The 20,075-nt window shown below is 35.5% G+C and carries 21 protein-coding genes; 9 read left to right on the forward strand and 12 right to left on the reverse strand.

Annotated features, from left to right (window positions below; all coding sequences use genetic code 11):
* Positions 1-286: hypothetical protein (locus ACWM35_RS24290; protein ID WP_454821471.1), on the forward strand; the 286-nt coding region annotated here is incomplete at its 5' end.
* Between the two features lie 21 nt (positions 287-307).
* On the opposite strand, the gene ACWM35_RS24295 is transcribed toward ACWM35_RS24290, so the two are convergent.
* Together ACWM35_RS24295 and ACWM35_RS24300 are read right to left on the reverse strand one after the other, a co-directional pair.
* Positions 308-2,821, reverse strand: a complete 2,514-nt coding sequence (locus tag ACWM35_RS24295) for an EAL domain-containing protein (protein ID WP_454821472.1) — start codon at positions 2,819-2,821, stop codon at positions 308-310.
* A gap of 302 nt (positions 2,822-3,123) precedes the next feature.
* Positions 3,124-3,639: a CBO0543 family protein gene (locus ACWM35_RS24300; protein WP_454821473.1), complete on the reverse strand. Its 516-nt coding sequence runs from the start codon at positions 3,637-3,639 to the stop codon at positions 3,124-3,126.
* Between the two features lie 578 nt (positions 3,640-4,217).
* Here ACWM35_RS24300 and ACWM35_RS24305 point away from each other — a divergent pair.
* Positions 4,218-4,781: a hypothetical protein gene (locus ACWM35_RS24305; RefSeq protein ID WP_454821474.1), complete on the forward strand. Its 564-nt coding sequence runs from the start codon at positions 4,218-4,220 to the stop codon at positions 4,779-4,781.
* A gap of 144 nt (positions 4,782-4,925) precedes the next feature.
* Here the strand turns inward: ACWM35_RS24305 and ACWM35_RS24310 are convergent, their stop codons facing one another.
* The 4 genes from ACWM35_RS24310 to ACWM35_RS24325 all read right to left on the reverse strand — a co-directional run bounded on the left by ACWM35_RS24310 (position 4,926) and on the right by ACWM35_RS24325 (position 8,488).
* Positions 4,926-5,933: a beta-ketoacyl-ACP synthase 3 gene (locus ACWM35_RS24310; protein ID WP_454821475.1), complete on the reverse strand. Its 1,008-nt coding sequence runs from the start codon at positions 5,931-5,933 to the stop codon at positions 4,926-4,928.
* A 201-nt stretch (positions 5,934-6,134) separates the two neighbouring features.
* The gene (locus ACWM35_RS24315; protein WP_454821476.1) at positions 6,135-7,199 is read right to left on the reverse strand and encodes an LLM class flavin-dependent oxidoreductase; all 1,065 of its coding nucleotides are present in this window, start codon (positions 7,197-7,199) and stop codon (positions 6,135-6,137) included.
* 16 nt (positions 7,200-7,215) lie between these two features.
* On the reverse strand, positions 7,216-8,067 hold the full coding sequence (locus tag ACWM35_RS24320) for a VOC family protein (protein WP_454821477.1): 852 nt from the start codon (positions 8,065-8,067) through the stop codon (positions 7,216-7,218).
* Between the two features lie 25 nt (positions 8,068-8,092).
* On the reverse strand, positions 8,093-8,488 hold the full coding sequence (locus tag ACWM35_RS24325; protein ID WP_454821478.1) for a DoxX family protein: 396 nt from the start codon (positions 8,486-8,488) through the stop codon (positions 8,093-8,095).
* A gap of 142 nt (positions 8,489-8,630) precedes the next feature.
* Between ACWM35_RS24325 and ACWM35_RS24330 the strand changes: the two genes are divergently transcribed.
* Positions 8,631-8,966 carry a winged helix-turn-helix transcriptional regulator gene (locus ACWM35_RS24330; protein WP_454821479.1) on the forward strand — a complete coding sequence of 112 codons (336 nt, stop codon included), beginning with the start codon at positions 8,631-8,633 and terminating at the stop codon, positions 8,964-8,966.
* Between the two features lie 307 nt (positions 8,967-9,273).
* Here ACWM35_RS24330 and ACWM35_RS24335 read toward each other — a convergent pair whose 3' ends face one another.
* Positions 9,274-10,086 carry a putative protein N(5)-glutamine methyltransferase gene (locus tag ACWM35_RS24335; protein ID WP_454821480.1) on the reverse strand — a complete coding sequence of 271 codons (813 nt, stop codon included), beginning with the start codon at positions 10,084-10,086 and terminating at the stop codon, positions 9,274-9,276.
* Positions 10,087-10,430: 344 nt separating this feature from the next.
* Here ACWM35_RS24335 and ACWM35_RS24340 point away from each other — a divergent pair, with 344 nt between their 5' ends.
* Positions 10,431-10,898 (forward strand): DinB family protein, encoded by a 468-nt coding sequence (locus ACWM35_RS24340; protein ID WP_454821481.1) that lies wholly within the window; start codon positions 10,431-10,433, stop codon positions 10,896-10,898.
* Between the two features lie 234 nt (positions 10,899-11,132).
* The gene (locus tag ACWM35_RS24345) at positions 11,133-12,326 is read left to right on the forward strand and encodes a winged helix-turn-helix domain-containing protein (protein ID WP_454821482.1); all 1,194 of its coding nucleotides are present in this window, start codon (positions 11,133-11,135) and stop codon (positions 12,324-12,326) included.
* Positions 12,327-12,509: 183 nt separating this feature from the next.
* Here ACWM35_RS24345 and ACWM35_RS24350 read toward each other — a convergent pair whose 3' ends face one another.
* Both ACWM35_RS24350 and ACWM35_RS24355 read right to left on the reverse strand, forming a co-directional pair.
* Positions 12,510-12,944, reverse strand: coding sequence for a DUF192 domain-containing protein (locus ACWM35_RS24350; RefSeq protein WP_454821483.1), 435 nt, complete (start codon positions 12,942-12,944; stop codon positions 12,510-12,512).
* A 178-nt stretch (positions 12,945-13,122) separates the two neighbouring features.
* Positions 13,123-14,070 (reverse strand): serine hydrolase domain-containing protein, encoded by a 948-nt coding sequence (locus ACWM35_RS24355; RefSeq protein ID WP_454821484.1) that lies wholly within the window; start codon positions 14,068-14,070, stop codon positions 13,123-13,125.
* Between the two features lie 501 nt (positions 14,071-14,571).
* Between ACWM35_RS24355 and ACWM35_RS24360 the strand changes: the two genes are divergently transcribed.
* Positions 14,572-15,039 (forward strand): hypothetical protein, encoded by a 468-nt coding sequence (locus tag ACWM35_RS24360; protein ID WP_454821485.1) that lies wholly within the window; start codon positions 14,572-14,574, stop codon positions 15,037-15,039.
* Positions 15,040-15,760: 721 nt separating this feature from the next.
* Here the strand turns inward: ACWM35_RS24360 and ACWM35_RS24365 are convergent.
* The 3 genes from ACWM35_RS24365 to ACWM35_RS24375 all read right to left on the reverse strand — a co-directional run bounded on the left by ACWM35_RS24365 (position 15,761) and on the right by ACWM35_RS24375 (position 17,116).
* Positions 15,761-15,964 carry an RNA polymerase sigma factor gene (locus ACWM35_RS24365; RefSeq protein WP_454821486.1) on the reverse strand — a complete coding sequence of 68 codons (204 nt, stop codon included), beginning with the start codon at positions 15,962-15,964 and terminating at the stop codon, positions 15,761-15,763.
* 296 nt (positions 15,965-16,260) lie between these two features.
* Positions 16,261-16,815, reverse strand: a complete 555-nt coding sequence (locus ACWM35_RS24370) for a GNAT family N-acetyltransferase (RefSeq protein ID WP_454821487.1) — start codon at positions 16,813-16,815, stop codon at positions 16,261-16,263.
* A gap of 166 nt (positions 16,816-16,981) precedes the next feature.
* A complete protein-coding gene (locus ACWM35_RS24375; protein ID WP_454821488.1) occupies positions 16,982-17,116 on the reverse strand; it encodes a hypothetical protein in 135 nt (44 codons plus the stop codon).
* A 778-nt stretch (positions 17,117-17,894) separates the two neighbouring features.
* On the opposite strand from ACWM35_RS24375, the gene ACWM35_RS24380 reads away from it, so the two are divergent.
* From ACWM35_RS24380 to ACWM35_RS24390, 3 genes are read left to right on the forward strand one after another with little or no spacing between them, the layout of a single operon-like run.
* On the forward strand, positions 17,895-19,163 hold the full coding sequence (locus ACWM35_RS24380; protein ID WP_454821489.1) for an ATP-binding protein: 1,269 nt from the start codon (positions 17,895-17,897) through the stop codon (positions 19,161-19,163).
* Entirely contained in the window at positions 19,160-19,849 is a 690-nt protein-coding gene (locus tag ACWM35_RS24385; RefSeq protein ID WP_454821490.1) for a response regulator transcription factor, read from the forward strand. The genes ACWM35_RS24380 and ACWM35_RS24385 overlap by 4 nt, the downstream gene beginning before the upstream one ends.
* The gene (locus ACWM35_RS24390; RefSeq protein WP_454821491.1) at positions 19,842-20,066 is read left to right on the forward strand and encodes a hypothetical protein; all 225 of its coding nucleotides are present in this window, start codon (positions 19,842-19,844) and stop codon (positions 20,064-20,066) included. Before ACWM35_RS24385 ends, ACWM35_RS24390 begins: the two co-directional genes overlap by 8 nt.
* The last annotated feature ends 9 nt before the right edge of the window (positions 20,067-20,075 follow it).

The following is a 20,075-nucleotide window of genomic DNA, read 5'->3' on the forward strand; positions in this document are numbered from 1 at the left end:
TGGACGGGCATCAGAGAAGATATCTGTTTCCCCTTTCACCAGAAAAAGCATGTGGACGGGCATCAGAGAAGATATCTGTTTCCCCTTTCACCAGAAAAAACATGTGGACGGGCATCAGAGAAGATATCTGTTTCTCCTTTCACCAGAAAAAGCATGTGGACGGGCATCAGAGAAGATATTTGTTCCCCTTTCACCAGAAAAAAGCATGTGGACGGGCATCAGAGAAGACATCTGTTTCCCCTTTCACCAGAAAAGCATGTGCACGGGGATCAGTGGTCGAGTATGATTACCACTTGAAGCAGTGACCTTACTTCTTTAACGTGAGTAGTTTTGTAAAATCTATTTCTGGCAGAGGTTTATGGAATAAAAACCCCTGAATATAATGGCAGTTTAATTTCCTAAGTAATTCCCACTGTTCCTCCTCTTCTACTCCTTCAGCTACAACCTTCAAACCAAACCCTTTAGCCAATAAAATAATGGATTTTACAATCGTTAGATCATCTTTAGCCTTATGTATATCCTTTATAAAAGAACGGTCAATTTTGAGATAATCTACTTTAAATCTTTTCAAATACCCAATTGAAGAAAAACCTGTTCCAAAGTCATCCAATGCGATTGAAACTCCCATTTCTCTTAATTGTTCAATGGTGGATAACCCCAATCCCTCGTTTTTTATTAAGGAGTCTTCTGTAATCTCAATTTCAAAAAGACTAGGAGAAATGGAATACTTCAATAGATACATTTTTATGTTTTCAACTAGGTCTGCCTTCATTAATGTTTTTGCAGAAAGATTGATTGAAATGGGCATTAGGGAATATCCATTCACCTTCCACTCTTTTAGTTGAGTACAGACCGTTTTAATTACCCAATAACTGATTTCATTAATTAATTCTGTTTCTTCTGCCACAGGGATAAATTGAGCTGGTGAAACAGGCCCCCTTTTTGGATGATTCCATCGGATTAGAGCTTCAGCTCCTACCATCTCGCCTGAAAAAGTATCCACTCTGGGTTGATAATATAGAAGAAATTCGTCATTCCGTATTGCATTTCTTAATTCATTTTCTAAATTAAATAGTTCGTACGATTCACTATTCAAAGTCTTCGTAAAGAACTGAATATTATTTTCCCCTAAATCTTTTGCACGATATAAGGCAGCATCCGCATTCATTTTTAATTTAGTTAATGTTTCTCCATCATCTGGAAAAATATTGACCCCTATACTCGTTGAGATATTAATATCATACCCCTCAATCTGATACGGTTTTTTTATGGTCCTAATGATTTCCTTCCCAAATGCAAAATAATCTTTCTTATGGATGTTGGTTAAAACGATGGCAAATTCATCCCCTCCAAGTCTAAAAAGAAGATTCTTTCCAGCTATAGATTTAAGCCTTCTCGATATTTCTTGTAGGAGGATATCGCCAATTTCATGACCCAAAGTATCATTTACAAATTTGAATCTATCAATATCCAAATAAAACAAGGCAAATTTGTCTTCTTTTGTTTTATATTCCAGTATTAATTCCTTTAACTGTCTATCAAACATCCGCCGATTGGGTAATTCCGTTAAATAATCATGGTTGGCGATAAAATTTATTTTTTCTTCATTTTGTTTTCTCTCACTGATATCCTGAATAATGCCATCCAACCTAATTAATTGACCCTTTGTGTTTAAAATGGGAAACGTTTTATCTTCAATCCATTTCGCTTCATCATTAGCCATAATAATTCGATACTGTTGATTGAGAATCTGGCCATTAGGAAGTTTACTTTGACGTTCAAGATAATTTTCTTTATCGTCTGGATGAATAATGTCTGCCCATGTCTTTTCTCCGTGTAAAAACACTTCCAGATTGTACCCTGTTATCTTTTCAAGTGCTGATGAGACATAAACAATTTGGTTTAAACTAAAGTCCATTGACCAAATTCCTACATCTAAATTATTGGAAATGTTTCGAAACTTCTCCTCACTTTCTTTAAGTCTGTTTTCTGTAAGAACTTGTTCTGAAATATCCTTCACGACCCCGATAATTCTAGTAACGTTTCCATCCTTATCTTTTTTTGCTTCAGCTGTTGTACGAAATGTAATAATGTGGCCATCTGGTCTTTGTACCTTATATTCCAAGACTATTTTGCCACCATTACGTTTTAACCCCTGGAAATGAAAGTCAAAATTATCCCGTTCCTCAGGAAAATAAATCATTTTAAGAAGGTTTCCATAACTAAAGACCTTATCGCGTTTACTGCTTACTCCCAAAATATCCAATAGGGAATTAGAACATAATACAAGATTGGTGTCTATGTCATAGTCCCAACTTCCTATCATGGCTATCTCTTGTGCCAAATTCAAGCTGTTTGTTATTTTCGTTAATTCTAATTCTCTTTGGACGAGTGCCGTTTGATTTTTGCCAAATCCAAAAACACCAACAATCTCACCATTTATTCTTATTGGAATGTTAGTGATCGACAAATGGACCGTTTGTCCGTCTTTATGAATCGCCTCACAGTTATAGTTTTGCGGTTCTCCCTTTAGAGCACGAACAAAATGCATCTGAACCATATTTATCTGTTCTTTTTTCAATACAGAAGAAAAATTCCTTCCTATTAATTCACTCCGTCTATATCCAACATATTTTTCAGCTTTATCATTTATCGCTAAGAATTTTCCTTCTTTATCCAGAGTGAAAATGGCATCAGGATAATGTTTATAAAGTAAAGAATAAAAATCAAGAAGAGTTTCACTCGTAGTAGCTTCCTTGTCCCCGTGAGAATGGGAGACCATAAATTTTTCAAATAACTCATTTTTAGGATTAATTGACAAAAGGGTCCCTCCTACAAAATCCTCCGTGTTTATTATATTGTTTTAAGAATCAGAAGGATATATTCCCAGTGCATCAGAAAGATCCCTAATGATTTCAAAATGTAAAAAAAAAGAGACTCCCGAAAAGTGCGAGAGTCCAAACAAATTAATCTATTTTATAGGGGGTAAATAGTGATTTCAATTATATTTGGTTTGAGATATATTTAATAGTGAAAATATTACTAAAACTATCCAGTAATTAAAGAGGAATTTGGACTAGGAGTAATGAGATTCACAATCTCATTTTTAAAATATATTAAAAACTACTTTAGAATGTGTATCGGCACTTCGAGTAAATTCCATAAAATAATACTGCATAATAATGCCAATCCCCAAGCCAAAAGAGGTTTATGGAAGTGAATTTTTAATATTGCAAATATAATCATATCAAAAAGTAAAGACCACCAAATATTCCATGAGTTAAAATGCTTTATTAGACCTATTTGTAAATCTATTATTTCTATGCCTATATATAATAACACCCAAAATAAATACCAAATAATAGCCTTTGATTTTTCTTTTGGAAATTTACCTAAGTAAATGAATACAGTTGCGGGATATCGAACAAACATAAAAGATGCCATAATAATTATATCTAGTTTCATAATAGGGTATAATTCTTTAAACTTCCAAAGAGGATAATCACGGAAAATTAAGTAATAAAACAAGTCTCCAATGATAAAAAATTGGATAGTTGGGTAATACTTTTTCCATTGTTTCCAATCTCCCCACTTAATCGCAGCTAAAACAAAAAAAATCTTAATTGAAATGTGGATCATATTCGACTTCCTTTTATAACTTAATTAAGTATAAGTTTCCATATAGGCTTGATTTTATGCCCATGCACTTTGCTTCTAATGAATTCTGAGACACCATCTTTTCTTCAACGAAATGGATTTTCCATCCTCCTTTCGTCCTAATTAAGATCATTTCCCCATAAAAAGTCGTATTTTCTTGATCAATGTTTATATGTAATAGTTTATATTGAACAATAGCACTATAGTTATTTATCTCTTTAATTTGAAACTCCATTTCAATTACCCGCCCAAATTCTTTAATATGTTCTCTTATAGTATCCCCTTCTCTAATTCCATTAACCTTATATGTCAGTCAATTAAAAAAGGCTGTAAAAACTCTTCCAGTTCTTAAAAAAATCACATGTATTACAATCATTGAGCCTTTGGAAAAGCATGGTATCATTGCTTTTTTAACTCCATTTGTATAAAGGCAAGGTACATGGAGAATTTTAAATAGTAGGCTAGTAACATATAACGAATATTTTAGCAAAAGAATATACGTTCTAAGAACAGCTATTTGTTACATGTTGCTTTTTATCAAATAAGCAGGTGGGGTTAGCATGTCATCGAAACAGAGCTGGAACGAAATAAACAAGTTAAGTGAGAAGGTTACATCGTTAATGAATTCCCATTGGCATAAGTATTCTGACTGGGGAAACTGGCAGTTTTGGGTCATACTCCTCTTCTTACTTGCTCCATTGATTGTGCTTTTAATCAAACTTGATCGAAGGAGAACCTTTGAAATTCTGTTCTTTGGTTTCACCGTACATATGTTATGGAGCTATACAGATCTCATACTTATTAGACAAGGTTATGTCGATCATAACTATTTCCTATTGCCTTTCTTGCCACAAGGTTTAGGAATAACCGCATCCCTTTTGCCTGTTTCATTTATGTTCATCTATCAATATTGCATCAAGCATGATAAAATTTTTCTTGTATGGGCTTCTGGATTAAGTGCAGTAATTGCCTTTATTTTTGCACCTCTGGAGAATGTGATCGGCCTCGTTACAATTGGAAAGGGATTGAACGTTGTTCATCTTTTCTTTATAGATATTGCTATCGCTATGGCCGCCTATGGGATGACGAGGTTTTTTATAAAATTCCAAAAGACCAAAAATTGAACTTGGTGGAATTTACAGGTTACAATTCAATTCTAAATTCATATTGAGATAACCTGCCCATTTTCTTTAATACGAAAAAGCGATCCTTCCCTATTGAAGAATCGCACCTATAATTTATGAATACTCCTTCTAAAACTTTTTACGTTACAACGGTGTAGGAGTATTTATCTGTTCGTCAAAATTCAATTCTAAAAGTTGACCTGCGTGGACCATACCAGCACCAAAGCCGTACAGGAGAACTCTGTTTCCATTTTTAACTTTTCCCTCACGGATTCCAAGATCAAGAGCTAAAGGAATCGTTGCCGCAGAGGTATTTCCAAAGTTGACTAGGCTGTATAAAGTTTTTTCCATTGGGAATTCTAGCTTTTCACTAATTGGTTCAATTAGTCGTAGATTAGCACTATGAGGTATGAACCAATCAACTTGATCTAAACTCGTTTTCGTTTTTTCTAAAATTTGTTTTACACTATTAGGAACATTCCTTACAACCCATCGAAAGACTTCCCTGCCGTTTTGCACAAGATATTGAGTATCGAGTAATTCAATTCCATTGACCTTCTTTGATAACCCAGGAAGGTATACATGCTGTGCCCCGCTTCCATCACTTCCCATATTGAACCCAATAAAACTCTTCGATTGTTCATCCTTTTCAACCAATATCGCACCAGCACCATCTCCAAATAAAACACATGTACTTCTATCGGTATAATCTGTAATTTTTGAAAGAGTATCCGCTCCCACAACTAGTACCTTATTGTGAAATCCAGATGCAATAAAAGTGTTTGCTGTGTGCAATGCATAAACGAATCCTGCACATGAGGCACTTAAATCAATGGCACCTGTTTGTGTAATTTTTAAACGGTCTTGAAGGATACTTGAAACGGTTGGAAATGGAAAATCCGGTGTACTTGTTGCCACAATAATCATATCTACGTCATCAACATTTTTATGATATCTATGCATTAAATCTTTTACAGCAGCTTCACATAAATCACTCGTAAATTCATCAGGACGGCTAATTCTGCGTTCTTGAATTCCAGTTCTTTTAATAATCCATTCATTATTTGTTTCAACCATTTGCTCGAGCTCAAAATTTGTTAACCTTCTTTCGGGCACATAAGTCCCAATAGCAGTTATTCTCGAACCCACCATAGTATCCACCTCACATTTATTATAAGTTGGTATTAGAACCTGGTACTAATTATAGTGGTTTTAATCATTAAAAATCAAATTAAAAAATTTTTTTCACAAGAAAAAATGGTTACTCCTTATAGAAGTAACCATTCTCGTAATTCAATAACAAAAAGACCGCAGCTGCGATCTTTCTTTAATACTAGTAGTCTTTCTGTTCCTTCATTTTGGGTCATACATATCCACGTGCTTCTTTACAATCGGTGCTACCTTAGTGGCTAGGAGTTCAATTCCTTTTGCCACATTCTTAAATGGTTGTCCACCTATATCAAGCTGTGCAAGAAATCGCTGATGTCCAAAAAGTTCATACTGTTGAAGGATTTTTTCTACGACTTGTTGCGGACTCCCCACAAACAAAGCAGTATCTGGACTAGCCATATGTTCAAAGTCATCCCTTGACATCCTTGTCCCCATTCCCCGCTGACGGTTCACATACCCCCAGTAGTTGGAGTAATAAGGATAGAACTCGTCTTTTGCCTGCTGTGTTGTCTCTGCTAAATAAGCATGGCCGGTTACACACACCTTCAATGTATCTGATGAATGTCCAGCTTCTATTCCTGCTTGACGATAAAGGTCAACAAGGGGCTTAAATCGACTTGGATTACCACCCAAGATCGCTAAAGCCATTCCCACTCCAAATCTCCCAGCACGAACGGCACTCTCAGGTGTTCCCCCAACTCCAATCCAAATGGGTAATTTTTCTTGTACCGGCCTTGGAGCAATTTCAGCATTCGTTAATGAAGAACGGTACTTACCTGCCCATGTGATGGTCTCCTTTTCGTTCAGCTGTAATAGGAGATTCATATGTTCTTCAAACAATTCGTCATAATCGTTTGTGCTATAACCGAAAAGAGGAAATGATTCGATAAATGCACCTCTACCCGCCAGTATTTCAGCTCGACCATCTGAAAGGAGATCCAATGTAGCAAAGTCCTCAAATAGTCGAACAGGATCCAGGGTGCTTAAAACACTAGTAGTACTGGTTAATCTAATTCGATTTGTTACTTGTGCAATGGAAGCCAGTATAACTGCCGGAGAAGATGAAGCATAATCCAGGCGATGATGTTCTCCTACCCCAAAGACATCTAATCCTGCCTCATCCGCAAGTTTTGCTGCTTGAATAATTTCGTTTATTCTATCCCTCGATGTAATCGTCTTTCCATTCAAGGGGTTTGGACCAATATCTGCAAGTGTGTATATACCAATTTCAATACCCTTAGTGGCCAATTGGGCACCCCCGCTCTTATATTGCTAACTCTATTGCATTTCCTGAAGGATCATAGGTAATAAAGCGATTGTTTTCTTCTATTACTTCTGCACCAATCTGCTTTAAATTCGAAACTGTTTGTTTACGAGTCTTTTCATTGTCAAAAATAAGCGTGTACGATTCAAGACCAACACTATTTTTATCCGGTGAAGGTGCCCCAACTCCATTCCATGTGTTGACCCCAATATGATGATGATAGTTACCGTAGGAAAGGAATAAGGCTTGTGTTCCAAATCGGTTGACAACATCCATTCCCAATCCTTTTACATAAAATTCTTCTGTCTTCACTAGTTCTGCCACATGTAAATGAATATGTCCCATCACGGTTTCTTTCGGCATTTTTTTCCAAGGTTTATCCGGAGTTGCATGGGTAAGTAAATTATCAAAATCTAATGGATCGACAGCCATATCCACTTCAGCTCCCCGCCAATTCCATTCGCTAGGTACCCGATCGCGATAGATTTCAATTTCATTTCCATCCGGATCGTGGAGGTATAATGCTTCACTAACAAGATGATCTGACGAGCCAAAACGAATTCCTTTTCCTATCAAATGAACGACAATATTGGCTAATGCCGTTTGATCAGGTAATAGAATGGCAAAATGATATAAACCCGTAGTTCTTCCCTGTTTCGGTATGACATCCTCTGGTTGTTCCAGTGATAGAATACTTGTTTTTCCATCTGTTGTTAGTTTTGCGGTTGTGGCTGTTTGCTCCAAAATATCGAAACCAAGTACATCTTTATAAAATGGTAAAGATCGTTCTAGTTTTTCAACTTTTATTTTGACATGTCCTACGAATGTCGTTGGTTTTGTATGAAATCCCATAATTACCCTCCTAGAGTATTGCATTCTATGATTTTATAAACTTTTTTTCCAATGATAGTTGAGATCTATCTGCAAAAACAAAATATATGGAAATAGCTAATAAAATGAGATCCAGTTCATATCCTGCCATTTGTCCATTGCCTAGAAAGCCAACAGAAAGTTTTACTGTGAAAATTGCTCCTAACATAATAAAGACAAACAGCAAGCTGACAATCCTTGTACCAAGCCCGAGAATTAATGCAATGCCCCCAAGTAACTCAATAACGGCAACTACATATGCCATTAATCCTGGAATTCCCAAGCTATCAAAAAAGTCGACTGTATTTGAAATTCCACCTTGGAACTTAGATAACCCATGGATAAAAAAGGTTAGACCTACTATTGCTCTTAATATCACTTTCCCGATTTCATTTTTATTCATCTGTAATTCCCCTTTTCTTAGTTAGTTACTTTATGTAAGTAAGTATATTTATAATAATAAATAATGTCAAGTAACTAAATTTTAATTTGTTATTAATTTTATTTTTTGTGGTAAAATAATAATTAAGAGAGGTGCATAAAAAATGAAACAACCTACTATTTGTCCAAAATTCGAAAAGGCCATTTCGTTGTTAAGCCAAAGATGGACTGCCTTAGTGATCTATCAATTATTATTAGGCACACAACGTTTTAATGAAATTCAATCTTCTATTGGAGTAAGTGGGAAGGTATTATCCGATCGCTTAAAGGAATTGGAACACCAAGGATTGGTCAAACGCGAAGTTATTCCAGCGACACCTGTCATTATTGAATATTCCTTAACAGAAAAAGGACGTTCTATGGAGCCTATTTTAAGAACCATTGAAAACTGGTCTCAGGCTTGGATTAACGAAGATGAGGTAGATAGAATAAAAGAATGATGAAGGTGATCAAAAAGGACATCAATGGGGATTTCTTCATGCAATTACCAGCTGGCGATATCTTGTAAACTAACTTTTAGCATATTCTAATGAAATACCTTTCCTATTTCATGAAACTTCCTCCACATGAGCTCTTTATGGGCTTTTGTTTTTTTTGTCTTAATTTTTTAACTCACGCTTTAATATAGGTGTAGACCTTTATTTCAAAATAAAAACAGCATTCCAGTTAAAGAATGCCTCACTTTTTTATCATTTCGTTTTTTTAACTAAAGATTGAAATCTCCATATAGAAAAATAGTTTCACTCTCTAAGATTTTGTTCCAATAACAACCGTTGCATCCCATTCTTCATTTCTAGCTATTTTGGTTAAAAGCCCAGCTTGAACAAAGATTTCAAAGGCTTTTGCTACCTGCATCTCGCTTGTCTCAATTAATAGATGCCCTCCAGAAACAAGCCATTGAGCAGCATTTTTCACCACCATACGATGAAGGTCTAGACCATCCTTTCCGCCGTCAAGTGCCAAGTTTGGTTCATATAACCGTGCTTCTCTCGGAAGGTATTTTAAGGAATCCGTAGGAACATATGGTGCGTTCGCCACTATGATGTTCACCTTACCTCTCAACGAATGTGGTAATCCATCATATAAATCACCTTCATGTACGTGAGCGCCAATCCTAGATAAATTACGGTTAGCACATCGTACAGCAACAGGGTCAATATCAACGGAATGTAATAAAATTTTGTTACCATCAGTTGCTATTGCAGCTCCAATAGCACCAGACCCGCAACATAAATCCAAAACAATATTTTCATGCGAACTGATTAGAGCTTTTGCTTGCTGAACAAGAAACTCCGTGCGTGGACGTGGTATAAAAACTCCCCGATCCACTTCTATTCGTAGACCACAAAATTTTGTATACCCGACCACGTATTCAAGGGGTATGCCACTTACTCGATTTTCAACCATATTCATTAATTCCTCTATACTTCTAGCCTCCGAGATAAGTACCTGTGTTTCTTCTTCAGCGAAGACACAACCCTCACTCCGTAGTCTTTTGATTATGCTTATCTCAGTTTTACTATCTAAAAATAAAAGAATATTATCCCCTATTAATCTCACCACTTTCCTCAAGTAGTTATTTATCCTTTTAATTCTAGATTTAATATCAATTTCCTTCTAAAACCAGCATGCCTGTCTTGTTCGATGAGGAAATGATTTTATCTTGATGACCGACTTGTTGAAGAGTATGTTATGAATGAAAAATATAAAGACATCGGAACAATACTCTCAATCTTATTTGTGCCATTTCCATATTATTACATGATTAATCTAATTATGTGGTATTCTCAAGTTTAGTGGATACAGATGTTTTTTGTACACAACTTTCAACAAGAACACACGTTTGTATTTTTCTTAATTTTCTGTATAATAAAATAGAAGTGAAGGATTGAGGAGGAGTTTGGATGTATCGACAAGTGGATGATTTTTTAAAGGAATGGGCAGTGTCTGTGGAAGGGACAATGCAAGTATTACAAGCCGTAACAGATGACAAATTGGGGCAAAGTATTCTGGAAGGGCATAGTACACTTGGTTGGTTAGGCTGGCATTTAGTAGAAACAGCAGGTTATTGTAGTCAATTAGCAGGTTTAACTGTACCAATGATTGGTCAAGATGAACCAGTTCCAGCAACAACAAGAGAAATTGTCGCTGCTTACGGAAATGTAGCAGAGGCAGTCAAGGAAGAGGTAGCCAAGCTGTCAGATGAGGACTTGCTAACTGAAACAGGCTTAGCAAATCCTGCAACAAAAGGCGCATTATTCCGTTTCTTAATTGACCACCAAACACATCACCGCGGCCAAATGATGGTGCTATTACGTCAAGCAGGCTTAGCAGTACCGCCTGTGATGGGTCCAACAAAAGAGATGCAATAAGGAATAGATGGTTCCTTGGTTGTGACTCCTTAAATTTAGAGTTTTTATTAAGCGGCTAATTGGTTGGTTTAAGTTCGGTATTGCATTAGACTCAAACCAACCAATACAATACAAAGTATAAGAAACATCCTCAGCGAGTACGTAAACAAAGGTCACTAAACGCCTTCAATTTTTATTTCCCCCCTTCTATCCTCCCCTGTAATAAAAAATATTTAACTAGAGGTAGGTATGAATATGATCCAATTAACAAACCGCCAGGCACGACAATTTCTGTTGTTGAAGCATGGACTTTTGGGCGAATATAAATATAGTGGGAAGCAAGGCGTGTTGGATTTTGTACGGCAGGCTAGTTGCATTCAATACGACCCCATCGATGTTTGCGGAAAAAATGCCGAATTGGTGTTACAGTCGCGAATCAAAGGTTTTACTAAGGGAATGCTCGCCGATTTGCTGTATGAGGATAGAAGCCTTGTCGATTATCCCGACAAAAACCTGGCCATTATCCCTGTCGAGGACTGGCCTTATTTTGAGCGATACAGGCAGGCCGCCCGACAACATGCCGAACGCTATCCCGAAATGGAAGCGTTGACAGCGCAAGTACGGTCTCATATCCAAAATCACGGTCCTCTAAGTTCGGATGATATAAAATTGGATGGAGATTTCTCTTGGCAATCGGCCATCCACTGGAGCAGTGGAAACAATTCTTCTCGATCAGTGCTAGAACAAATGTATTCGACGGGTGAATTGATTATCCATCATAAAAACGGAACGCGTAAGTATTACGATATAGCCAAGAAGTACATAGATCCAAATCTACTGAATGCATCAGAGCCGTTTGAAGATGAGCTTGAGCATCATAAGTGGCGGGTACTACGTCGAATCGGCTCGGTTGGCCTCTTATGGAATCGGGCGTCAGATGCATGGTTGAATATATGGGGGCTGAAATCTGCACAGCGCAAAGAGGTTTTCCGCCAGTTATTACATGAAGGCCGCATTATTGCTGTTTCCGTGGAGCAAATGAAGGATATTCTGTACTGCCTCGCGGAGGATTTACCGCTCATTGAAGCCGTTCTACAAAATCAGGAGCCAAAATGGCGTTGCGAGCTTATTGCCCCGCTAGATAATCTCATATGGGATAGAAAACTTATCAACGAATTGTTTAACTTTGATTACACCTGGGAGATTTATACGCCAGCAATCAAACGAAAATTCGGCTATTATGTGCTGCCTCTATTATATGGCGAGCACTTCATTGGAAGAGCCGAGATTATCGCGGAGAGAAAAACTGGAACACTCGTTGTTAAAAACATCTGGTTCGAGAATGGTGTGAAGCAAACAACACAATTGCGAACAGCTTTGAACAGTTGTTTCCAAAAGTTTGCACTATTCAACGGGTGTGAGAGAATTTCGGCAGAACTTATGAACTGATATTTCCTGTATATGTACATCATCCAATACCCCTATTTACAAAAATGATAAAATACGATTTTGGTAAATAGGGTTAGTTCCTGCTTAAAGTAACCTGCCCGTTCGTACCACAAGCAAAAAATGATCGCCACAGCAATCTTTATCTTGGACTATTGCATCTTAGTAGAACACAGTGAGATGATATTAATGAAACTTTACAGTATCCCCTTCTTTGATTTGATTTTTTTCAAACCATCCAAGATTTACTTCAATTGCATAATCATAAGAAAGTTCTGGATCATATGTAGGACATTCCTCCTCTTTACACGGCACCATATCAAGTATTTTTAAAATTTTTCCATCTGAATCAAGAAAAGCGATAGATAAAGGAATTAAAGTATTTTTCATCCAAAAACCACCATATGTTTTTCCTGGAAAAACAAATAGCATCCCCTCGTTTTCGGGTAATTTTTCAACAAACATTAAGCCCTTATCCCTTTTTTCTTGAGTATCTGCAACCCGAGCTATTAATTTGGTTGTCCTCTTTCCATTAAATACAGTAATTATTTTTGTTTGAAGACTTGCTGTTCTTTCTTGACGAAAAAGGAAACGCAGAAAATTTTTAATTTTACTTTTCAACCTAATCACGCTCCTTTTCTATTTCCTTTTTAAAAGGAAGAAAGAATGAAACACTAATCCCCCATCTGTTTTCTCTTTTATCCCCTTTACAATCTGAGAAGTTGACCAAATTTATAGGGCTATTCCACTTATCATGCACCTTTCTTGAATAATATGTTTATAAAATGATATTGGATTCTTACTCTTTCATAGAATCTACCATACCTACCTCTTTAAAAATATTCTCCTTAAATATACTTAAGGGAAGTAGTGGTTTTAAATCTAACTCACTAGTAAAAGTAGTAATAAGATTATATTTCGGAACGACGATAATATATTGACCACCATATCCCATCGCAAAAAAAGCTTTCGGTTTACTTGGATTATTATGTTCATCCGTAAGAATCCACCAATGATACCCATATGAACCTATACGATCATATGTATGTAATTCGGCCGTCGTTGCCTGTTTAATCCATGACTCAGATACGATTACTTTATTTTTCCAGATTCCATCTTGAAGGACTAACTTACCTATTTTCATCATATCAGCTGGCTTTAAATAGAGTCCAAATCCACCAATCGTTATCCCTTTTGAATCAGAGTGCCATATAAAATCATTAATCTGTAGTGGTTTAAACAAGTGCTCAGCTGCATATTCCTTTACGCTTTTTCTAGTAACCTGTTGGAGAATAGCACTTAAAATATGTGAACAGCCAGAATTATAGTACATGTCTTCCCCGGGAATTCCGATAATATCTCTTTCAAAAAAGAATTTGATCCAATTCCTGCTATTACTCATTGGGAGACATGTCCCGCCCCAATCACTAAATTCCGGCCAGTGTATTCCAGGAGACATGGTCAGTAGGTGCTCAATCGTGATTTCAGGATGATTCTGTGCCAGTGTTGGAAAAAATGATTGAATCGGCATATGAATACTCTCAATTTCGTTTCGGTCGATTGCAATTCCCACTAGTAAAGATAAAATACTTTTGGTAACAGAGTTTATTTTATGTAGCTTGGTTTCCATCTTCTTATTTTTATAATAGGTAAATACCAATCTATCATTAATAGAAATGAGACATGTGGTTATTTTTTCTTTTGTAATTTGTTTTTCTAAATTGCTTAATCTAGAAAGCTCTAACATTTATTTAACTCCCCTATTCTAAAAATGCTTCACTGCTTTATAGAACACATTGCGGAGATGATTTTAATTAAACTTTACATAATCCCCTTTTTTGATGGGAATTATTTTCCACCTCCTAATAAACATAGTATAGTGCTTATTGCATTATATATCATGAGGTTATTTAACTTTTTATTGAAAAATGTTGACAAACTATTAGCTGGTTTAGCTTAAGTACATTTCTTCACAATTTACGATATAATCTTTATCTTTTTAGAAAAAGAAAAAGCGATGCTGCTTTCAATAGCATTAATAAGTAAAATCAAGGAGACTGCCTTGCAACCATAAAAAAGCCAGGAGCATCCCAACCCCCAACCATTATTAATTATATCTTTATATCGATTAGATAAAATGGAAAAAGGAGGCAGTAATGCCTTCTTTTTTTGATGGATAGATTTGTTGCTTTTCATAAAATCCCCTATTGTGGGGAAATTATTCTTGATGGATAGGAGGTTACTACAAATGAAGAAGTTAAAAGTCTCAAAGGCATTATTGCCAGCGATGCTGGTTTTATCCTGGCTTACGATTCCTTTGCTTGGTAAAAAAGCGATTAAACGATACTTGCCTGCAAGTTTTTTGATGGCAATGATTGTTTGGTTAGAAGGTAAATTGGCTAAGAAGCGAAAATGGTGGTGGTATTATGTTAAAATCCACCCTAAGTTAACAGGTGGTTTTCCTTTAATTTGGGGACCATTTTTGATCGGCTCTATATGGATTTTGCGTTTAACATATGGAAAATTCAAGTTGTATGTGCTTCTGAACCTTGTTGTTGATACGATTTTCACCTATAAGTTCGTGGAAATGCTGAAAGACCTTGGAATAGCCTCGTTGGTTCGATTAAAGAAATATCAATTATCTATACTCTTCTTTGTAAAATCGCTTCTTTTATATGGGTTTCAGGTAATCCGTGAAAAGATTGGGAAAATTTAACCATGAAGGTTTTGCCTGGAGTTAAATAAGAAGCAAGAACAATGAAAAATATGAGCGATGATATTTTAGTTGAAACAATATAAATGAAAAATATGTCTGAAGTGGAAATTGATTTCATCCCATTGTAGGAAGATGAGCTGCAATAAGAAGAAAAGTCACTTTCATTATAGTGACTTTTCTCTTTTTATACCGTTATGGCATTGTACTATAAAGAAAGTCACTAATCCTTTTGATTAATGCCTCCATTAGTTAGATAGACTACTATCATCATGTGCATGTAGGAGGATCAGATAACTCGTTTCAGCTCAACATGACAGCTTTCATTCCGAGTTTTAGTTAATCAGTTTTAATTACTTGATAGCAATTCTCCTATTTCGTGCCTTGGCACTTATAAGGAAACGTTTCGCGCAGTGCATTAATTTACAATCTCTTTTTCAAAATCCGTAGCAGAAGGATCTTATTTTGGGATGGAATAAAAAGAGTATGGCTATTCATACAGCCATACTCTTGGAGAAAAAGATTGCTTCGATTTATTTCTCTGTTTTAAGAAATTCTTCAATAACGCATCTACAGTTCTATAGCTGCGTGAACAATTCTTTTCACTTCGTTTTTCTCAATTAAATCTTTAGGACTCTTTTCAGCTGATGGTAACTGTTTAAAAAAACCTTCCTTGAAGATTGAACTAAATCTTTTCTTCCTGTAATGATCAATGGCTATAAGTTTAGCTATCGAAAAAAATCCAAGTCTTTAAACTGCCGGTATGAAAATTATTAATATTATTCAATACTCGAATGAACACTTCTTGAGTCAAGTCCTCAGCATCATTTTGGTTTCCAGTAAAACAAATTAGAAACCGATACACATCTAAATAATGGCGACGATAAATCTCAATAATATTGCCTTCTAAGTCCTCAAAGTCAGGCAAAATTTTCCCCCCTCAATTATGTATTTGTTTATTAATCGTTTGAGATTTAGAAAAGGTTACAAGATTTTAATTGTTTGAATGGGGATAACAACTTTTTTAAGTGGGTCCTTTTATTAGAAAAAAGACCGTCTTTGATGACGATCTCTTAAGCTCAGATTTTACCTGTTCAGTTGTATGTTCCATAATTACTATATTTTTTCATTGTGAGAGAGTATCCCTTTTTTCTACTTATCAGTTACTGAAATAAGAAAGGGATCGCCTCTGCAATCCCGTCTTTAACTCTTGCCCATATTACTTTAGGATGAATATTCCCATTCTCTTCGTAAAATACCCATTTTAATGGCATCAAAATATTTACCATCTACCATTCTTGCTTGTCTTATTCTTGCTTCTTCTTTCATTCCCAATTTTTCTCCAACCTTTATCATTCTTACATTCCCTGACCAAGTTGACATACCTAATCGATGTAATCCAGTGGTTTTGAATAAGAAATCTATCCAGAATTTATAAGCCTCCGAACCGTATCCACCGTTCCAGTAATTTTTATCATATATAACGATACCAGTTTCTAACCAATTAGTGTTTTTATCTACCCAATAAGAATTTACTGTCCCAATTACTTTATCTCCTACTAAGATAATTAGTGATTTAGGAGTGTTGGCTGAAATTTCATAGTCATTCTCCCAACTTTTTAGAAATTCTTCCTTTGTAATTTTAGGTTCAAGTATATAGGGTCCATTCCATTTCTTCGCCGCTTGTTCCTTTTCTTCATATTTCCAATAATATATGTCATCCAGATCTTGTTGAGTAGCTTCTTTCAAAACAATTTTTTGCCCGACAATATTAATCATAAAATCTATGTTTCCTCCTAAGAATCTGTCTCATTCATTTTTTCAATTATTGCACAGTCAACATTAAAGAAATGCACCCTTTAGAGCTTAAGTGCAAAACGTCACAATCTTCCTCACTATACAAAAATGGCGATGCATTTAAGCATTGCATTAATTAGCATATTATCTAATTCTTGCTTAATAAAATGGTTTCCGTTTTACCATTCCATTCTACTGTCACTTTTACCTCAGAATTTTCAGTGACTTTGGCATTGGTTGGATTAGCTTCATCTCTACCTGTTAGAAAACCATCCTTATTCAATTTTACACCACTATATCCAATCCCACCTGCATTAGTGTCGATATTATAAGTTATTTCACCAACGGAGTTAATATCTTTACCTTTAAATTGAAGTTTGAACTCTTGTGTTTCATAGTCATCATTGTTTTGTGTAACCTTTAATTCAGCAGACCAATTATCTGTCTCACCTGCAAAGGTAAAAGTTTTTTAACTACAAGCTGATAGCAATAACAATAAGACAACCAATACCGATGGAATCTTTAGAATGGTAATCCCCCCGTTTATTTTTATTAAAATAATCATTATCCAAATTGCACCATTTTTCGATTGTAAAATGGTAAAACTTTTTAAGCTAACCTACTCCGATAGTACCAGAAGAAAAAAGGGTTGCCTTAGCAATATCCCCCTTGAAGCTATGCGAGGCTGAAAAATGATTATAATAGCTATAGAAATAAGCAAGGGCTGAAGCCAAATATCCAATGCCGATTATTAAGCACCAAAAATGTCCAATTGGTTTACCAATGAGAGATTGTAAAATTACATGATGAACCCACTTTGAGGGTTCATTTTTATTTTTCTATTTCCCAATTAATATCAATTGAACCAATTTTAAAGTGTACAATGATATTAAACTGCATAATTTCTTCATAACTTTCAATTAAAATAAGATTATAAAAACGTATAGGAGTTCTGAATGAAAATTTCACTTAAGTTAGGATTATGGTTTTTTGTTTGTATTTTAATAATTGAGGCAGCCTCTATGCTGTACCTGCACCGACACATAATTGATTCACGTGCTATGCAAGAATTAGATTCACTGAGGGAAAGAGGAAATAGCCACCGTGATGTATTAGAGATGTCGTTCGATTCATCCACACTACATCATATTGCTCTAATGGAATCTAAAACCGATACAGAAGTTGTGATTAAAAGTTCTGATGGAAAAATTATTGAATCATCTAGCTCTATTGATCAAAATATGAAAAAAATAATGAATCAACCTATTCAAAAGATCCCTAGAAGTGGGCAAATTCTACAGTCGGATTTGACAGATGAAAAATATATAACAACTGTTTCCCCTATTGTTTCAGGAGATGTGAACAAGGGTTTCGTTTATATGTTTAAAACTACTGACCAGGTGCAAGCGTTGATTTCACAATTAAACCATCATTTCCTGTATGCCTCATTATTAATTCTATTTTTCATGTTGATTTCCGTTTTCTTTTTAACAAGGGCTTTAACAAAGCCTTTAATAACAATGACCGAAGCAACAAAAAAGATAAGTAACGGTGACTTCTCTGTATCCTTACCTAACATATCAAAGGATGAAATCGGGGAGTTATCTAGATCTATTCAATCTTTAGCTGATGACCTAAACCATTTAAAGAACGAAAGAAATGAATTTTTAGCTAGTATATCTCATGAATTGCGGACGCCCTTAACCTATATCAAAGGCTATTCTGATATAGGAAGAAGACCTTTGCTTGAGGAAAAGGAACGCATCCATTATTTCAACATTATTAATGAAGAGTCGGAAAATCTTAGTCTATTGGTAAAAGAGCTGTTTGATCTAGCAAGGTTAGATCAAAACACTTTTACCATACACAAGGAAAGAGTCCATATTGGTTACTACTTACAGGCAATATATGAAAGGGTCTTACCTGCTTTTAAGGATAAGTGTATTCATTTAGAGTTAACCTGTGAAGAAAACTTATTTTGTTCTTTAGACCCTAAACGTTTTGACCAAGTACTTTTAAACCTTTTGGACAATGCACGTAAGTACTCATTTGAAAATACTACCACCCATTTAAAGGCTTTTAAAAAGGACAAGGAAATTTATATTATCATTCAAGATGATGGAATTGGGATCCCTAAAAATGATTTGCCTTATGTATTTGAACGTTTTTATCGGGTAGATAAATCACGCTCAAGAGAGACAGGAGGTTTCGGTCTTGGTTTAGCTATTGTAAAAGAGTTGGTAGAGGCTCACGGAGGGAAAATATCTGTTAAAAGCAATGCTGGAGAAGGAACTTGTTTTAAAATTGTATTAAAGGAGCAAAAAGGATGAAAACCGTATTACTTGTTGATGATGAAAAAAGGATGCTTGACCTTTTAGAACTTTATATTGCTCCCCATGGTTTCAAGTGCATAAAGAAACAATCAGGTAACGATGCCATTAACTATTTGGAAAATAAAAATGCAGACCTTATTATTTTGGATATTATGATGCCCGAAATGAATGGGTGGGAAACTTGTAAAAAGATCCGTGAAACATCAAATGTTCCAATTATCATGTTAACAGCTCGTGATGGGAAAGATGAAGTAGTAAAAGGATTAAAAATGGGGGCAGACGATTATGTTACCAAGCCTTTTAATGAGGGAGAGTTATTAGCAAGAATGGGAGCAGTTTTGAGAAGGATACAATGTATTCCAGAGGAAATTCTGAAATTCAAAGGGCTAATTTTAAATGAAGATGCCTTTGAGATTACTTTTCAAACACAATGTATTTCTATGACACCAAAGGAATTTTCATTATTAGCGCTATTTTTAAAGAATCCAAATAAGGTCTTTACCAGGGAGCACTTACTTTCAAACATTTGGAGTTTTAAAACGGATATTGAAGACAGAACAGTCGATTCTCATATCCGAAATATTAGAGATAAACTCCGTCAGGTTGGGTTTCCAGTTGAAGAACATTTAAAAACAGTATGGGGAGTCGGCTATAAATGGACCTCCGAGATGGAACATGACTGAAGCAGTTGAAAATCTATTAATATCAAGTGGCTCGTTTGCCATTTTTGTTAGTATCGCCATTAACATTGTGATAAGTGTTGCAGGAATAATCCAACGTGTTTTTATTACTGCAGCCAATATCGCATTTTTTGAATTTAATAAAGGTCTAGTTATATTTCTTTCATTGGTGAATGTCTTGGTGCAGGTTTCAGCTTTTGGTTGTATAGAGAAGGAATAAGAACCATTA

It is taken from the genome of Neobacillus sp. K501, from assembly GCF_053749995.1.

Bases quoted from the DNA above. Each gene is read 5' to 3' on its own strand.
- ACWM35_RS24360 (WP_454821485.1), top strand. From the start codon at position 14,572: ATGAAGAAGTTAAAAGTCTCAAAGGCATTATTGCCAGCGATGCTGGTT.
- ACWM35_RS24325 (WP_454821478.1), bottom strand. From the start codon at position 8,488: ATGAATAAAAATGAAATCGGGAAAGTGATATTAAGAGCAATAGTAGGT.
- ACWM35_RS24385 (WP_454821490.1), top strand. From the start codon at position 19,160: ATGAAAACCGTATTACTTGTTGATGATGAAAAAAGGATGCTTGACCTT.
- ACWM35_RS24320 (WP_454821477.1), bottom strand. From the start codon at position 8,067: ATGGGATTTCATACAAAACCAACGACATTCGTAGGACATGTCAAAATA.
- ACWM35_RS24340 (WP_454821481.1), top strand. From the start codon at position 10,431: ATGTATCGACAAGTGGATGATTTTTTAAAGGAATGGGCAGTGTCTGTG.
- ACWM35_RS24355 (WP_454821484.1), bottom strand. From the start codon at position 14,070: ATGTTAGAGCTTTCTAGATTAAGCAATTTAGAAAAACAAATTACAAAA.
- ACWM35_RS24310 (WP_454821475.1), bottom strand. From the start codon at position 5,933: ATGGTGGGTTCGAGAATAACTGCTATTGGGACTTATGTGCCCGAAAGA.
- ACWM35_RS24330 (WP_454821479.1), top strand. From the start codon at position 8,631: ATGAAACAACCTACTATTTGTCCAAAATTCGAAAAGGCCATTTCGTTG.
- ACWM35_RS24370 (WP_454821487.1), bottom strand. From the start codon at position 16,815: ATGATTAATATTGTCGGGCAAAAAATTGTTTTGAAAGAAGCTACTCAA.
- ACWM35_RS24305 (WP_454821474.1), top strand. From the start codon at position 4,218: ATGTCATCGAAACAGAGCTGGAACGAAATAAACAAGTTAAGTGAGAAG.
- ACWM35_RS24300 (WP_454821473.1), bottom strand. From the start codon at position 3,639: ATGATCCACATTTCAATTAAGATTTTTTTTGTTTTAGCTGCGATTAAG.
- ACWM35_RS24380 (WP_454821489.1), top strand. From the start codon at position 17,895: ATGCAAGAATTAGATTCACTGAGGGAAAGAGGAAATAGCCACCGTGAT.
- ACWM35_RS24390 (WP_454821491.1), top strand. From the start codon at position 19,842: ATGACTGAAGCAGTTGAAAATCTATTAATATCAAGTGGCTCGTTTGCC.
- ACWM35_RS24345 (WP_454821482.1), top strand. From the start codon at position 11,133: ATGATCCAATTAACAAACCGCCAGGCACGACAATTTCTGTTGTTGAAG.